General features: G+C 64.2%; 13 protein-coding genes and 1 tRNA gene. 3 read left to right on the top strand and 11 right to left on the bottom strand.

The window, feature by feature from the left end; all coding sequences use genetic code 11:
- Positions 1-131 precede the first annotated feature (131 nt).
- Positions 132-3632 (bottom strand): DNA-directed RNA polymerase subunit beta, encoded by a 3501-nt coding sequence (rpoB, locus tag ACSLGO_RS01970; protein ID WP_091602607.1) that lies wholly within the window; start codon positions 3630-3632, stop codon positions 132-134.
- A gap of 611 nt (positions 3633-4243) precedes the next feature.
- Between rpoB and ACSLGO_RS01965 the strand changes: the two genes are divergently transcribed.
- Complete coding sequence (locus ACSLGO_RS01965; RefSeq protein WP_091602604.1) at positions 4244-5464, top strand: acetyl-CoA C-acetyltransferase; 1221 nt, start codon at positions 4244-4246, stop codon at positions 5462-5464.
- A gap of 33 nt (positions 5465-5497) precedes the next feature.
- Entirely contained in the window at positions 5498-5950 is a 453-nt protein-coding gene (locus tag ACSLGO_RS01960; RefSeq protein ID WP_419243079.1) for an aminoacyl-tRNA deacylase, read from the top strand.
- A gap of 84 nt (positions 5951-6034) precedes the next feature.
- On the opposite strand, the gene rplL is transcribed toward ACSLGO_RS01960, so the two are convergent.
- The 8 genes from rplL to ACSLGO_RS01920 all read right to left on the bottom strand — a co-directional run bounded on the left by rplL (position 6035) and on the right by ACSLGO_RS01920 (position 11256).
- The gene (rplL, locus tag ACSLGO_RS01955) at positions 6035-6412 is read right to left on the bottom strand and encodes a 50S ribosomal protein L7/L12 (RefSeq protein ID WP_091602597.1); all 378 of its coding nucleotides are present in this window, start codon (positions 6410-6412) and stop codon (positions 6035-6037) included.
- Positions 6413-6473: 61 nt separating this feature from the next.
- Positions 6474-7040 (bottom strand): 50S ribosomal protein L10, encoded by a 567-nt coding sequence (rplJ, locus tag ACSLGO_RS01950; RefSeq protein WP_091602593.1) that lies wholly within the window; start codon positions 7038-7040, stop codon positions 6474-6476.
- Between the two features lie 278 nt (positions 7041-7318).
- Positions 7319-8392, bottom strand: coding sequence for a GNAT family N-acetyltransferase (locus ACSLGO_RS01945; protein ID WP_436399781.1), 1074 nt, complete (start codon positions 8390-8392; stop codon positions 7319-7321).
- Between the two features lie 123 nt (positions 8393-8515).
- Positions 8516-9223, bottom strand: coding sequence for a 50S ribosomal protein L1 (gene rplA / locus ACSLGO_RS01940; RefSeq protein ID WP_091602587.1), 708 nt, complete (start codon positions 9221-9223; stop codon positions 8516-8518).
- 134 nt (positions 9224-9357) lie between these two features.
- Positions 9358-9789, bottom strand: coding sequence for a 50S ribosomal protein L11 (rplK, locus tag ACSLGO_RS01935; RefSeq protein WP_091602584.1), 432 nt, complete (start codon positions 9787-9789; stop codon positions 9358-9360).
- Between the two features lie 126 nt (positions 9790-9915).
- Positions 9916-10713, bottom strand: a complete 798-nt coding sequence (nusG, locus tag ACSLGO_RS01930) for a transcription termination/antitermination protein NusG (protein ID WP_091602581.1) — start codon at positions 10711-10713, stop codon at positions 9916-9918.
- Positions 10714-10811: 98 nt separating this feature from the next.
- Positions 10812-11081 carry a preprotein translocase subunit SecE gene (gene secE / locus ACSLGO_RS01925; RefSeq protein ID WP_091602578.1) on the bottom strand — a complete coding sequence of 90 codons (270 nt, stop codon included), beginning with the start codon at positions 11079-11081 and terminating at the stop codon, positions 10812-10814.
- Between the two features lie 102 nt (positions 11082-11183).
- Positions 11184-11256 (bottom strand) — tRNA-Trp (locus tag ACSLGO_RS01920).
- A gap of 380 nt (positions 11257-11636) precedes the next feature.
- Here ACSLGO_RS01920 and ACSLGO_RS01915 point away from each other — a divergent pair.
- Positions 11637-12860 carry a pyridoxal phosphate-dependent aminotransferase gene (locus ACSLGO_RS01915; protein WP_263127453.1) on the top strand — a complete coding sequence of 408 codons (1224 nt, stop codon included), beginning with the start codon at positions 11637-11639 and terminating at the stop codon, positions 12858-12860.
- Here ACSLGO_RS01915 and ACSLGO_RS01910 read toward each other — a convergent pair.
- On the bottom strand, positions 12857-13516 hold the full coding sequence (locus tag ACSLGO_RS01910) for a response regulator transcription factor (protein WP_325785821.1): 660 nt from the start codon (positions 13514-13516) through the stop codon (positions 12857-12859). The genes ACSLGO_RS01915 and ACSLGO_RS01910 overlap by 4 nt on opposite strands.
- Positions 13513-14787, bottom strand: a complete 1275-nt coding sequence (locus tag ACSLGO_RS01905; protein ID WP_436399780.1) for an ATP-binding protein — start codon at positions 14785-14787, stop codon at positions 13513-13515. Before ACSLGO_RS01905 ends, ACSLGO_RS01910 begins: the two co-directional genes overlap by 4 nt.
- Positions 14788-14886 lie beyond the last annotated feature (99 nt).

Raw genomic sequence — 14886 nt, 5'->3', positions numbered from 1 at the left:
GGGTGCCCGGCAACGGTCCGGTCCGGGAGCCGGAGGAAGGCGGCTTTAATATTTCCTGTGAGCTCTGCGAGCTGGAAATTTCGTTGCCGCCGTTCCGGCTTCCGGACCGGGCCCGAAGGCCCGGACCAGCACTAAACCTCTTCTACTGAGCTCGGCTCTGCGCGGGACAGATCAATACCCAGCTCTTCCGCGGCCCGGAAGACTTCTTCATCCGAGTCACGCATTTCAATCGTGTTGCCTTCGGTGGAAAGGACTTCCACGTTCAGGCACAGCGACTGCATTTCCTTGATGAGCACCTTGAACGATTCCGGAACGCCGGGCTCCGGGATGTTCTCACCCTTGACGATGGCTTCGTAGACCTTGACGCGGCCGTGGATGTCATCGGACTTGATGGTGAGCAGTTCCTGCAGGGTGTAAGCGGCACCGTAGGCTTCCAGGGCCCAGACTTCCATTTCACCGAAGCGCTGGCCACCGAACTGTGCCTTACCACCCAGCGGCTGCTGCGTGATCATGGAGTACGGACCCGTGGAGCGTGCGTGGATCTTGTCGTCGACAAGGTGGTGCAGCTTCAGGATGTACATGTAGCCAACGGAGATCGGATCCGGGAACGGCTGGCCGGAGCGGCCGTCGAACAGGCGGGCCTTTCCGGAAGATCCGATCAGGCGGTCGCCGTCGCGGGTGACGTTCGTGGAGTCCAGGAGGTTGGTGATTTCATCCTCGCTGGCGCCGTCGAACACCGGGGTGGCAACGGTGGTGGGTCCGGTTTCACGCGGCAGGGCGGGCAGGTCCTTGACCCAGTCCGGCTCGCCTTCGATCTTCCAGCCCTGCTTGGCAGCCCAGCCGAGGTGGATTTCCAGGACCTGTCCGACGTTCATTCGGCCCGGAACACCCAGCGGGTTCAGGACGATGTCGACGGGGGTTCCGTCTTCCAGGAACGGCATGTCTTCGATCGGGAGGATCTTGGAGATGACGCCCTTGTTGCCGTGGCGGCCGGCCAGCTTGTCGCCGTCCGTGATCTTGCGCTTGTGGGCCACGTAAACGCGGACCAGCTGGTTCACGCCCGGGGGCAGCTCGTCGTCATTGTCGCGGTCGAAGATGCGCACGCCGATGACGGTTCCGGACTCGCCGTGGGGAACCTTCAGGGAGGTGTCGCGGACTTCGCGGCTCTTCTCGCCGAAGATGGCGCGCAGCAGGCGCTCTTCGGGGGTCAGTTCCGTTTCGCCCTTCGGGGTCACGCGGCCAACCAGGATGTCTCCTGCTTCGACCTCGGCACCGATGTGGATGATGCCGCGCTCGTCGAGCTGGGAGAGGACTTCCTCGGACACGTTCGGGATGTCACGGGTGATTTCCTCGGCACCAAGCTTGGTGTCGCGGGCATCGACTTCGTGCTCCTCGATGTGGATCGAGGTCAGGACATCGTCGGAGACCATGCGCTGCGAGAGGATGATGGCATCTTCGTAGTTGTGGCCTTCCCAGGACATGAATGCCACGAGCAGGTTCTTGCCCAGTGCCAGTTCACCCTGGTCCGTGGAGGGGCCGTCGGCGATGACGTCGTTGACCTCAACGCGGGTGCCCTCGGAGACGATCACGCGCTGGTTGTAGGCGTTGCCCTGGTTCGAGCGTGCGAACTTCATGATCGGGTAGCTGGTCTCGGTGCCGTCGTCGTTCATGACGGTAACCAGGTCAGCCGAAACCTCGGTGACGACGCCGGCCTTGGCGGCGGTGACGGAATCACCGGCGTCAATGGCTGCGTACTTCTCCATACCGGTGCCCACGACGGGACGCTCGGAACGGAGCAGCGGCACGGCCTGGCGCTGCATGTTCGCACCCATGAGGGCGCGGTTGGCATCGTCATGCTCGAGGAACGGAATCAGGGCCGTTGCAACCGACACCATCTGGCGCGGGGAAACGTCCATGTACTCCACGCCTTCGGGCTCGACGAGCACGGGCTCGCCGGATCCGCCGCGGGCACGGACGAGGACGAGGTCCTCTTCGAAGTGCATGTCTTCGCGCAGCGGGGCGTTTGCCTGTGCGATCGTGCGCTCTACTTCGTCATCCGCGGTCAGGTAATCGACCTGGTCGGTGACGACGCCGTCCACTACCTTGCGGTACGGGGTTTCGATGAAGCCGAAGGCGTTGATCCGGGCGTAGGAGGCCAGCGAACCGATCAGGCCGATGTTCGGGCCTTCAGGGGTTTCGATGGGGCACATGCGTCCGTAGTGCGAGGGGTGGACGTCTCGGACTTCCATGCCTGCACGGTCACGGGACAGACCGCCCGGGCCCAGCGCGGAAAGGCGGCGCTTGTGGGTCAGGCCGGCCAGCGGGTTGTTCTGGTCCATGAACTGCGAGAGCTGGGAGGTTCCGAAGAACTCCTTGATCGCAGCAACGACCGGACGGATGTTGATCAGGGTCTGCGGCGTAATTGCCTCGACGTCCTGAGTGGTCATCCGTTCGCGGACAACACGCTCCATGCGGGAAAGACCGGTGCGGATCTGGTTCTCGATCAGTTCGCCGACGGCGCGGATGCGACGGTTGCCGAAGTGGTCGATGTCGTCAACCTCAACGCGGATGTCCACGTCCTGGCCGTCGCGCTTGCCCGGGATGGTCTTCTCGCCGGCGTGCAGTGCCACGAGGAACTTGATCATCGCGACGATGTCGTCGATGTTCAGGACCGAAGCGTCAGCGTCGCCAATCGGCTTTTCGACGCCGAGCTTGCGGTTGATCTTGTAACGGCCAACCTTCGCCAGGTCGTAGCGCTTCGGGTTGAAGTACAGGTTCTCCAGCAGCGTCTTGGCAGCCTCAACCGTGGGCGGCTCTCCCGGACGGAGCTTGCGGTAGATGTCCAGCAGGGCATCTTCCTGGGTTTCGGTGGGATCCTTCTCCAGGGTGGCGCGGATCGAGTCGTACTCGCCGAACGTTTCCAGGATCTGGCCTTCGGTCCAGCCGAGGGCCTTGAGCAGGATGGTGACCGACTGCTTGCGCTTGCGGTCCAGGCGGACGCCAACCTGGTCCCGCTTGTCGATTTCGAGTTCGAACCATGCACCGCGGGAAGGAATGATCTTCGCGGTGTAGATGTCCTTGTCACTGGTCTTGTCAGCGGCGCGCTCGAAGTAGGCGCCCGGGGAACGGACCAGCTGCGAGACGACGACGCGCTCGGTGCCGTTGATGACGAAGGTACCCTTGTCCGTCATCAGCGGGAAGTCGCCCATGAACACGGTCTGCTGCTTGATTTCACCCGTGTTGTTGTTCATGAACTCGGCCTTGACGTACAGCGGTGCCGAGTATGTTGCGTCCCGGTCCTTGCACTCGGCCATGGTGTACTTCGGATCAGCGAATTCCGGCTCCGAGAAGCTCAGGGACATGGTGCCCTGGAAATCTTCGATCGGGGAAATTTCTTCGAAGATGTCCGCGAGGCCGGAGGTAGTGGCGAAACCGGCGTCGCCCTCTTCCTGGGCCTTCCGCAGGCGTTCCTTCCAGCGCTCGTTGCCTACGAGCCAGTCAAAGCTGTCCGTCTGCAGGGCAAGAAGATTGGGAACATCCAGCGGTTCGTGAATCTTTGCGAATGAAATCCGGGAAGCTGCGTTCTCCGGATTGGTAGCGGTTGCATTATTAGAGGTGCTCGAGGCGACCAAGAGGGATCCTTCCACAGACCTTCAGGCGTGTTTCGCGCTCCCACTCTGCACTGACGGACCTGGTCCGCGTGCGTCCTGGCGGTCCCGGGCGCCGTGGCATGCCCAGCGCGTGTGCGTTTGGAACGCCTGCGTGGACACTTCGGACGCCGCTTGGCCCGTGACACAGCCCACCGCTATATGAAGGCTGAAGGTTAAGAGAGGGAAGCAAATATCTACTATAGGGCATTTAGGACACAGAAGTCTACCCGGTAATCGAAACCCCTGCCAGCTCAACCCCGGATCCTGCAGCGGGAATCTTCAAAGTTCCTGCGCTGCGGCTTCCTGCCGGGGAGCTGCGGGCGGTGCCAGCGAACCGATGTGACGCGTGGCTACCTCCATAGAGTACCCCAAGTCCGGCGGATCCGCGCGATTTCCGTCCACAGCTCCGGCGCCTGTGCCCCGCGGCCCGCAAAACCCGCTCCGGACCTGGCACCCAAATGTGTTCCCCGCCACGGCAAGCGGGTAGCCTATAGGCGAATCCGCAGGACCATCGGATCATTTTCTCGTGAACCTCTGTTGGAACCTCTGTCGAAACCTCTCTTAAAACCTCTATTGAAAGCGGACTAGCGGCCATGAGCACTGACGCATTTGCAGGATCCGGAACAGCGCCCGCACCCGAAGTTGTCATAGTGGGCGGCGCACGTACCCCGCAGGGCCGGCTGAACGGCCAGCTGGCCTCCTTCACCGCCGTCGAACTGGGAGCCTTCGCCATTGCCGGTGCCCTGGAGCGCTCCGGCGTCGACGCTTCCCAGGTAGACAGCGTGATCATGGGCCACGTGGTGCAGGCCGGCTGCGGCCAGAATCCGGCCCGCCAGTCGGCCATCAAGGCAGGACTGGGCTGGGACGTGCCTACCGTGACCATCAATAAGGTGTGCCTCTCCGGCCTTGCGGCGGTGATCGACGCTGCACGGCTCATCCGCGGCGGCGAGGCCACCGTGGTGGTGGCCGGCGGCCAGGAATCAATGACCCGCGGGCCGCATGTGCTGCCCGGTTCCCGCCAGGGCTGGAACTACGGCAGCATGTCCGTGCTGGACTCCGTGGCCCACGACGGGCTGACGGATGCCTTCGACAACGAGTCCATGGGTGTTTCCACCGAGCGGGGCAACGGCGCCCTTGGCATTAGCCGGACTGCACAGGACGAAGTTGCCGCGGCTTCGCACCAGCGGGCCGCCGCGGCCGCCGAAGCCGGGATCTTCGACGTCGAAATCACCCCGGTCACCGTTCCCCAACGCAAGGGCGATCCCGTGGTGCTCACGGCCGACGAAGGTGTCCGCCCGGCCACCACGGTGGAGACTCTCGCGGGACTGCGCCCTGCTTTCGACCCGGAAGGCACCATTACGGCCGGCAACTCTTCGCCGCTGTCCGACGGCGCCAGCGCACTGGTCCTGACCACGCGTGCCTTCGCCGAGGAACAGGGCCTGCCCATCCTTGCCGCCGTCGGAATGCCCGGACAAGTTGCCGGGCCGGACAACAGCCTGCACTCGCAGCCTTCCAATGCCATTGCGCAGGCGCTCAAGCGCGCCGGCTGGACTGCGGCTGACCTGGATTTTGTCGAGATCAACGAGGCGTTCGGCTCCGTAGCCGTCCAGTCGCTGCAGGAGCTCGGCGTCGACCTCGCGGACTGCAACATCCACGGCGGCGCCATAGCCCTCGGCCACCCCATCGGTGCGTCCGGTGCCCGGCTTGCACTGCACGCGGCGCACGAGCTGAACCGCCGAGGTTCCGGGCGCGCCGCCGTCGGACTCTGCGGAGGCGGTGGACAGGGTGAAGCCCTGCTGCTGTACAGGGCCTAAGGTTTGGAGTCCCTACCTGCTGGACGGAGCCGCGTGCTGGCCGCTGCGGCGCACCTTGGCCTGGACGTTGAGGTAGTCGACAGGCCGCCGGCTGGAAGCCTGGCCGAAGCAGCCGAAATGCTTGGCATTACACCGGCGGACATCGTGAAGTCGCTCGTTGTCCGGCGCAAAGCGGGCGAGTACCTGTTCGTCCTGGTGCCGGGGGACGCCCAGATTTCCTGGCCTAAGCTCCGTGCGGCCGCGGGCGCCAACAAACTGGTGCTCCCGCCTGCCGATGAAGCCTTTGAGGCCACCGGCTATGCCCGCGGCACCATCACGCCGCTGGGCAGCACGGTTGCGTGGCCTGTTTTTGCTGCACCGGGCATTCGGGGCCGCCGGGTCTCGATGGGTGCCGGTGAGCATGGAGCCAGCCTCTTTGTTGACGGGGATGCCCTGCTCACAGCCTTGGACGCCACGGTCGCGGAGATCACCGATCCGCTCCCCTAGCGCCAGGATGCACGCATGAAAAAACCCCCGCTTCGAAACGAAGCGGGGGTTTTTTCTGTCCTGCGGCGTGCCGCAGAAGCGGTACTACTTGAGGGTAACCGTGGCGCCGGCAGCCTCGAGGGCTTCCTTCGCCTTGTCAGCGGTCTCCTTGTTGGCGCCTTCGAGGATAGCCTTCGGAGCACCGTCAACCAGGTCCTTGGCTTCCTTCAGGCCCAGGGAAGTCAGCGCGCGGACTTCCTTGATCACTGCGATCTTCTTGTCGCCAGCGGCTTCGAGGATAACGTCGAATTCGCTCTTCTCTTCAGCAGCTTCAGCAGCGCCGCCGCCAGCCGGGCCGGCAACTGCAACAGCAGCAGCGGTGACGTCGAAGGTCTCTTCGAAGAGCTTCACGAAGTCGGAGAGCTCGATGATGGACAGTTCCTTGAAAGCTTCAATGAGCTCTTCGTTGGTGAGCTTCGCCATGATGTGGCGTCCTTCCTATAAGTGGTGCGCTAAGGCACCGGGAGTTGAGGGTGAAGAGGATTTACTCTTCGGTGGCTGCTTCGGCGGCCGGTGCTTCTTCTGCGGCAGCCGGGGCTTCCTCCGCAGCGGGAGCAGCAGCGCCGCCTTCTTCTTCGAGCTTGATGCGCAGGGCATCGACCGAGCGGGCCAGCATGGACATCGGGGCCTTGAGGACACCGGCGACGCGGGCAAGCTGGAACTCGCGGGACTCGAGCGCAGCCAGGGCAGCAACACCGGAGGCGTCAAGGGCGTTGCCCTCGAAGATACCGGTCTTGATGATCAGCTGCGGGTTGGTCTTTGCAAAATCCGTCAGGCTCTTCGCAGCGGCAACTGCGTCACCCTTGATGAAGGCGATTGCAGTGGGGCCGGAGAGCTGGCCATCGAACGCGTCGATGCCGGCTTCCTTGGCTGCAATGCCCGTCAGGGTGTTCTTGACGACCGAGTACTTGGTGTCCTGGCCGAGCGAACGGCGCAGCTCCTTGAGCTGTGCAACGGTGAGCCCGCGGTATTCGGTTAGGACAGCGGCGGTTGAATCCTTGAAATCGTTGGTGATTTCTTCAACTGCTGACACCTTGGTTGGCGTTGCCATAACCCTCCTTCCGGGGAAAATAATGCCGGTGGATCGGGTCCCAAACACAAAAAACGCCCCGGGCAGATGCACGGGGCGGCACTCAACGGAATTTCTCCCGGAGTTCACTTCGTTCACCTGCGCAGGCCGCCCTTGGAAGGGACTTTCGGATGGTTCTCCAACCGGATTCCACACACGGAAACTGAAGGTTCAGCTTTGCTGTGGGATTGAAGGCACATCGACCGACGGTCTTTGGTAGTTCAAGAGTACGGGAGATCCGGGCAGGGACCAAATCCGGGTTAGCCCCGGGAAAGCGGCTTCTGCCACTCCCCTACGTAACCGATGGCCCGGAATCCGAGCTGCTCGTTCACCGCGAGCATGTACCGGTTCTCCTCCGCGTTCCAGGTGTAGACCCGCTGCACCGCGGGGAAGAGCTGCCCCAGCCGCCGGAGGTTTCCGGCCTTCATCACCATTCCCAGCCCGTTACCTCTGTGGCCCTGCAGCACGAGCGTATCGTCCTGGTAGGCCACGGCCGGGTTGCCCCGGTTAACTTCCAGCACCGTATGCCCCGCGAGCTCGCCCGAGGCCCTGTGTCGTGCGGCGCACACGAGCACGTCATACCCCATCGCGTGGGCCTTGCCCTCGGCTTCACGGACCCTCTCACCGTCCCAGGCTTCCGGAGCCAGGTCCAGCCCTCCCTGCGGAGCGTCGGTGCTCATTTTCTGCCTCAACCGGGCATAGGCATCCACCAGCTCAACGGGGCACGCGCCCTGCCAGAAGAGCAGTTCGTAGGCGGGACCCGGGACACTCTCCGGAGAACCTTCGGCGGCACCTTCCTCCGGCAGGTCAAGCCGGCTGATCCGCTCAACGAGTTCAAGGTTGAACCCGCGGGCCACAGCGAAGCAAGCCGCGGCATCCTGCGGGATGAACGACGCCGGTCCCTGGGCGGATGGGCCCTTGCTTCCACGCAGCGGATGATCGGTCTCGGCTATCAGCGCTCTCCGGCCGTCTGCGGCGGCCAGCTTCTCGGCAGCAGCACTAAGCGCCGTTCCGACGCCCCTTCGCCGCGAACGGGCATCCACCACAACGTTCATCGTGCCCGTATGCAGGTTGTCAGTCAGGGGAAAGCTCACCTGGGCCACGCCGAGGATCTGCTGTCCGGCACCGGCACGGGCAACCAGCAGCTGACGCCGGCGGGTGGGTGTGCTCCGCAGCCTGGCGAGCTGCGCCTGGGGCGTCTCGAGAAAGTCGTCATTGCCCCACATCTCGCGCTGCTGGGCGTTGAAGATCCGGGCAGCAGCCAGGAAGTCCTCCGCATCCGGCGATTCCGTGCTCTGCGGCAGGACCAGGGGTTCAATGGACAAGTCGGTCATGCTCCTCATCCTTCCGGAGAACGCCTCCGGAACCAAAGCGTGTACCGCCCCGGAAACACAAAACGGCCGCAGCATGTGCTGCGGCCGTTTGCGGGGAGGAATCCTCCCCAAGCGGTACGTCGACTATGCGTCGGCGAGGACCTTGGTGACGTTCGGGTCCACGGCGATGCCGGGGCCGAAGGTGGTGGTCACGGTTGCCTTCTGGATGTAGCGGCCCTTGGCTGCGGACGGCTTCAGGCGAAGTACTTCTTCCAGGGCAGCGGCGTAGTTCTCGGCCAGCTTCTGGGCGTCGAAGGACGTCTTGCCAATGATGAAGTGCAGGTTGGAGTGCTTGTCGACGCGGAAGTCGATCTTGCCGCCCTTGATGTCGGAGACAGCCTTGGCGACGTTCGGGGTCACGGTGCCGGTCTTCGGGTTCGGCATGAGGTTACGCGGGCCGAGCACGCGGCCCAGGCGGCCAACCTTGCCCATGAGGTCCGGGGTAGCCACTGCGGCGTCGAAGTCGGTCCAGCCTGCTGCGACCTTTTCGATCATGTCGTCGGAACCAACGAAGTCGGCGCCGGCAGCAATAGCTGCTTCGGCCTTCTCGCCGGTGGCGAAGACGAGGACGCGGGCGGTCTTGCCCGTGCCGTTGGGCAGGTTGACCGTGCCGCGGATCATCTGATCAGCCTTGCGGGGGTCAACGCCCAGGCGGAAAGCAACCTCAACGGTGGCGTCCGTCTTGGACGGGTTGGTTTCCTTGGCCAGTGCTACGGCTTCGGCCGGCGCGTACAGCTTGTCCGCGTCGATCTTTGCCACAGCGGCTTCATATGCTTTGCTGCGCTTTGCCATCTGCTTTTTCTCCTTGTGCAGTTGTGGTCTGTCGGACCGCGCTCGGCCCTGCCACGTGCCGGACGCCCGTTGCGGGCGGTTCGGCTGAATGATTTTGGTTGTGCCCGGCCGTTCGGCCGTGCGGTGAGGCGTTATTAGCCTTCGACGGTGATGCCCATGGAGCGGGCGGTGCCGGCGATGATCTTGGCGGCGGCCTGGACGTCGTTGGCGTTCAGGTCTTCCATCTTCTGCGTGGCGATCTCTTCGACCTGTGCCTGGGTCAGCTTCGCAACCTTGACGGTGTGCGGGGTGCCGGAACCCTTGGCTACGCCTGCAGCCTTCTTGATCAGTTCGGCTGCCGGAGGCGTCTTGGTGATGAAGGTGAAGGAACGGTCTTCGTAAACCGTGATTTCAACCGGGATGACGTTTCCGCGCTGGGATTCCGTCGCAGCGTTGTACGCCTTGCAGAATTCCATGATGTTGACACCGTGCTGGCCAAGGGCGGGACCAATCGGAGGAGCCGGGTTGGCGGCGCCTGCATTGATCTGCAGCTTGATAAGGCCGGTGACCTTTTTCTTGGGGGCCATGAAAGGGTCCTTCTCTGAAATAAGTTCCCGAAGGACAGGAGCGTCCGTCCGGGTTGGTGGCCGCCGTGGCGCGGCGGCCGTACGCTGCCGTGCAGGATAAAGCAGTCCTGCACGCAGCGAAGTCTGTTACTGGATCTTGGTGACCTGTCCGAAGGAGAGCGTAACCGGGGTTTCGCGCTCGAAGATGGTCACCAGGACAACCAGCTGCTGGGATTCGGGCTTGATCTCGGAGATCGTGGCCGGGAGGGTCTCGAACGGTCCCTCGTTGACGGTCACGGACTCGCCAACCTCGAAGTCCACGGCGATGGGTGCCTGGGCTGCCTTCGCCGGTGCACCGGATGCGGTGGTCTTCGGGGACACCACGGTGTGCTCAAGCATGGAGAAGACTTCGTCCAGGCTCAGCGGGACCGGGTTGTGTGCGTTTCCGACGAATCCGGTCACACCGGGGGTGTGGCGGACAACGCCCCAGGACGCATCCGTGAGTTCCATGCGCACCAGCACGTAGCCGGGGATGCGGACGCGGTTCACGATCTTGCGGGTGGTGTTCTTGATCTCGACGACTTCTTCCATCGGAACCTCGATCTGGAAGATGTTCTCTTCCATGTCAAGGGTCTGGATGCGGGTCTCGAGGTTCGCCTTTACGCGGTTTTCGTAACCTGCGTAGGAGTGAATGACGTACCAGTCACCTTCCTGGCGGCGCAGCTTTGCCTTGAAGGCGGCAACGGGGTCTTCTTCGGGCTCGGCTGCGGCAGGGGTTTCGTCGCCGGCCTCTGCTTCTTCGGCGGGAGCCTGGTCAGCATTCTCCGCGTCTTCGGCCGATGCGTCACCGGCATCCGCCGCAGCGGCTGCTTCGGTCACCTGATCCTCGGTATCCAGATCAGCGGTTTCGTCATTGATCTGTGATTCGAGTTCTTGCTCGGACACGTAGGTTCCTGCTTTCTTCTTCAGCTCTATTGGTCTGTCACTAGCTCAGTTCTTCGAACGGACCTTCCCCGCGCGGCTGGCGGCAGGGAATTCGATGGCTAGCTTTCGCCGCCGCCCGAACCGAAGATCCACAGTGCGCCAGCACCAAAGACAAAGTCCAGAAGGGACACGATGATAATCATGACCACCACGAAGGCGAGAACCACGATGGTGAACCGGACCAGCTCCTTGCGGGTGGGGGTTACAACCTTCTTCAGTTCTGCAATAACCTGGCGCAGGAAGAGAGCAATGGCACCGAAGAAGCCCCGCTTCTTCGCAGGCTTGCCGGAGGGGTGTCCCTTGGAGCTGCTGGCAGCTGTCTCGGTCACCTTTCGCCTCACTCATCTGTTCGGTTCACGGGTCCGCAGCCTCAGGCTGGGCACCGCTGCTTCATGAAGGACTGCTTTAGACGGCGAAACCGACGTCATGCGCAGGGCAGACAGGACTCGAACCTGCAACCTGCGGTTTTGGAGACCGCTGCGCTACCAATTGCGCCACTACCCTTCGGGAGAGTTCTAGTTTACCGGCACATCCCGCTCATAACCTAACCGGTCCGCGGGCATGCTCCAGCATCAAGAGAACAACACCGAGGAACAAGTCTACGCAATCTTTGCCCCCGAGTCGAACCGGACTCCCGGCACGTCCCAAACCCTGCATCCGGACGGCGGCCGCAGCGGGCTGCCGGGGAGTAATTCCGGGCACCGCGCCCGGCCACGGAACTGTAAAAGACTGCAATGTCTCCCCCGCACGCCTAAGCTTGGCTTGCATAAGGTAACGCCGCGCCCCTTCCCGGAGGACCCAGTCCTTCCGGGCGAAACCGCAGGCCACACGCACGTACGAACTCAATACAGCACGCATCCAGTACCAAACCAGACGGGAACGCCATGCCTTCCAACGGCCGAATCTCAGAGCGCATCGCCTCCATTGCGGAATCCGCCACCCTTGCAGTCGACGCGAAGGCCAAGGCCCTGAAGGCTGCCGGCCGCCCGGTCATCAGCTTCGGTGCCGGCGAGCCCGATTTTCCGACCCCCGGGTACATCGTCGACGCCGCCGTTGCAGCCGCGCAGGATCCCCGCTTCCACCGCTACTCCCCCGCCTCCGGCCTGCCGGAGCTGAAGAAGGCGATCGCGGAAAAGACGCTGCGAGATTCGGGCTATTCGGTGGATCCGTCCCAGGTGCTGGTGACAAACGGCGGCAAGCAGGCCGTCTACGAGGCATTCGCCACCCTGCTCAACCCAGGCGACGAAGTGCTGGTCCCCACTCCGTACTGGACCACGTACCCCGAGGCAATCCGCCTTGCTGGCGGCGTTCCCGTGGAGATCTTCGCGGGGCCGGAACAGGACTACCGCGTCACTGTCTCCCAGCTGGACGCTGCCCTGACGGAACGCACGAAGGTGCTGCTCTTTGTCTCCCCCTCCAACCCGACCGGCGCGGTGTACCCGTCCGACGACGTCGCCGAGATTGGGATGTGGGCCGCGGACCACGGCCTGTTCGTGGTCACCGACGAGATCTACGAGCACCTCACCTACGGCGGCGTGCCCTTCACATCCATTGCCACCCGCTGCCCCGAACTGGGTGACAAGGTGGTGATCCTCAACGGCGTCGCCAAGACCTACGCCATGACCGGTTGGCGCGTTGGATGGATGATCGCCGCGCCTGACGTCATCAAGGCTGCGACCAACCTCCAGTCCCACCTCTCCTCCAACGTCTCCAACATCTCGCAGATGGCCGCGCTGGCCGCCGTCTCGGGTCCGCTCACCGCAGTCGACGAGATGAAGGTTTCCTTCGACCGCCGCCGGCGCGCCATGGTGGAGGCACTCAACTCGATCGACGGCGTCGTCTGCCCGATGCCCGAGGGCGCCTTCTACGCCTACCCCGATGTGCGGGGACTGCTGGGCCGCGAATTCCCCAACGCCGCGGGACCGGTCCGTCCGCAGACGTCCGCGGAGCTCGCCGCGCTGATCCTGGACGCGGTGGAAGTTGCCGTGGTTCCCGGCGAAGCGTTCGGCCCCTCCGGGTACCTGCGCCTGTCCTACGCCCTGGGCGACGAGGACCTGGCCACCGGCATGGACCGGCTGAAGGATTTCCTGGGAAAGGCCAAGGCCTAGAGCAGCCTGCGGGCTGCAGCCCACCGGGTCAGTTCGTGCCTGGATGAGAGCTGCAGCTTCCGCAGGACTGCGGAGACGTGCGTCTCAACGGTCTTTACCGAAATGAACAGTTCCCGGGCCACCTCCTTGTAGCTGTAGCCGCGGGCAATCAGCCGCATGACCTCGCGTTCCCGGACCGAGAGACGGTCCAGTTCGTCATCCACGCTGACGGTTGTGGACGCTCCGAAAGCGTCCAGGACGAAGCCGGCGAGGCGGGGTGAGAACACGGCGTCGCCGCCGGCCACCCGGACAACGGCGTCGGAAATCTCCGCACCGGAAATGGTCTTGGTGACGTAGCCCCGCGCTCCGGCGCGGATCACGGTGACAACGTCCTCCGCGGCGTCGGAAACACTCAGCGCCAGGAACCGGGTGGAGGCCAGGAGGTCCGCGCATCCAGCGATGACTTCCGCCCCTCCTCCCCCGGAGCCGCCCGGGAGGTGGACATCCAGCAGGACTACCTGGGGACTGGCGCTGCGGATGGCCGCGACTGCGCTTTCAACCGTGGCTGCCTCCGCCACGACGTTGATCCGCGCGTCGAGGTCCGCCTTGAGCCCGGACCGAAAAATGGCGTGGTCGTCCACCACCACCACGTCAATGGATTCTGCCGCCGTGCTCACGTGTTCTCCGCTTCCTTCTGCTGTCCTGCCGGTGCGTCCGCTCCGGCCAGGGGCAATGCCAAATGTATCTCGGTGCCGGTCGGGCTGGTTCGGATCCGCGCGGTGCCGCCGTGGCGCTGCATGCGTCCGATGATTGATTCCCGCAGGCCCAGCCGGTCCTGCGGGATCGCATCCGGGTCAAAGCCCGCGCCGCGGTCACGGACGAACACCTCCGCGGCCTCGGGACCGCACTCCAGATAGAGGGAGATCTGGCCTCCGGCGTGCTGCGCCGCGTTGAACAGCGCAGCCCTGGCCGCCTGCACCAGCGCGGAACTCTGGACCGTGAGCTCCGCGGTTCCGACGGCGACGAAGTCCACCGGATGCCCGTAGGCGTCTTCAACCTCCGCGGCCACGCCCTTCAGCGCGTCCGCCAGCGTCCCTGTGCCCTTCTCCGGGTCGGCGTAAAGCCATTGGCGCAGTTCACGTTCCTGGGCACGGGCCAGTTTGATGACCTCCGCCTCGGAGCCCGCGCGGTTCTGGATCATGGCCAGCGTCTGCAGCACCGAGTCATGGAGGTGGGCAGCAATCTCCGCGCGTTCGGTCTGCCGGATCCGTCCGGCGCGTTCAGCCTGGAACGCGCGCCACCAGCGGACCGCCCAGGGTGCCAGCACCAGGGCGATGCCCGCCAGGACCGCCAGCGAAGCCAGGGAAGCAGCCAGCAGCACGTCCCACGTGATGGATCCGGAGACGACCAGCAGGAAACCGGCAATGACCAGTACCAGGCCGGCAGCGAGCCGAAGCAGCCCCATTTTCCGGTCCGCTCCGGCACCGGCAACGAGTCCGGCTTTCCGGCTCGCGTCCAGCTGTGACCAGGCCAGGACGGCCCCGGCAGCGATCACGGCGAACGGGAAGATCAGCTGGAGGTTGATCTGCGCGCCGAGTGCCTGGGCCACCACCGTGGCAGCCAGGCCCAGCAGGGCGAGACCAATCAGGATCTCGCGGCTGCCGATCAAACCGGCAGCGCCCGTCCGGGACTGCGGGCCCTGCTGCAGGTACCGGGCGAAGTTCTCAGCCACGCTGCGGGGATTCCTGTCCCCCGCCGCGGCCTGTTCCTCAGCGGTGGGCACCATGATCCACAGCCAGCCGTAGAGAACGACGCCGGCACCTCCCACGAGCGCAAGCACCACCATGAGGAGGCGGACGGTCCCTGCGGGCATGCCGAGGTGGACTGCCAGCCCGGAACAGACACCGGCAACCACCTTCTCGGGGGCGCGGAGCAGGGGAGGTCTCATGCTCCAATCCAAGCACGGCGACGGCCGGTCACCAGCACATATTTCCTTTCCGGCTCCCCGTTCAGGGGTACGTTCAGGGGCCGCTCAGGGGAAACCCGG

The sequence above is a fragment of the Arthrobacter sp. IK3 genome (genome assembly GCF_051337705.1).
GTDB classification, from domain to species: Bacteria; Actinomycetota; Actinomycetes; order Actinomycetales; family Micrococcaceae; genus Arthrobacter_B; species Arthrobacter_B koreensis.
The sequence above is the reverse complement of the archived record's forward strand: the minus strand, read 5'-3'. Positions and strand labels throughout refer to the sequence as shown.

Bases quoted from the DNA above. Each gene is read 5' to 3' on its own strand.
- ACSLGO_RS01945 (WP_436399781.1), bottom strand. From the start codon at position 8,392: ATGACCGACTTGTCCATTGAACCCCTGGTCCTGCCGCAGAGCACGGAA.
- ACSLGO_RS01965 (WP_091602604.1), top strand. From the start codon at position 4,244: ATGAGCACTGACGCATTTGCAGGATCCGGAACAGCGCCCGCACCCGAA.
- rplA (WP_091602587.1), bottom strand. From the start codon at position 9,223: ATGGCAAAGCGCAGCAAAGCATATGAAGCCGCTGTGGCAAAGATCGAC.
- rplK (WP_091602584.1), bottom strand. From the start codon at position 9,789: ATGGCCCCCAAGAAAAAGGTCACCGGCCTTATCAAGCTGCAGATCAAT.
- rplL (WP_091602597.1), bottom strand. From the start codon at position 6,412: ATGGCGAAGCTCACCAACGAAGAGCTCATTGAAGCTTTCAAGGAACTG.
- rplJ (WP_091602593.1), bottom strand. From the start codon at position 7,040: ATGGCAACGCCAACCAAGGTGTCAGCAGTTGAAGAAATCACCAACGAT.
- ACSLGO_RS01915 (WP_263127453.1), top strand. From the start codon at position 11,637: ATGCCTTCCAACGGCCGAATCTCAGAGCGCATCGCCTCCATTGCGGAA.
- ACSLGO_RS01905 (WP_436399780.1), bottom strand. From the start codon at position 14,787: ATGAGACCTCCCCTGCTCCGCGCCCCCGAGAAGGTGGTTGCCGGTGTC.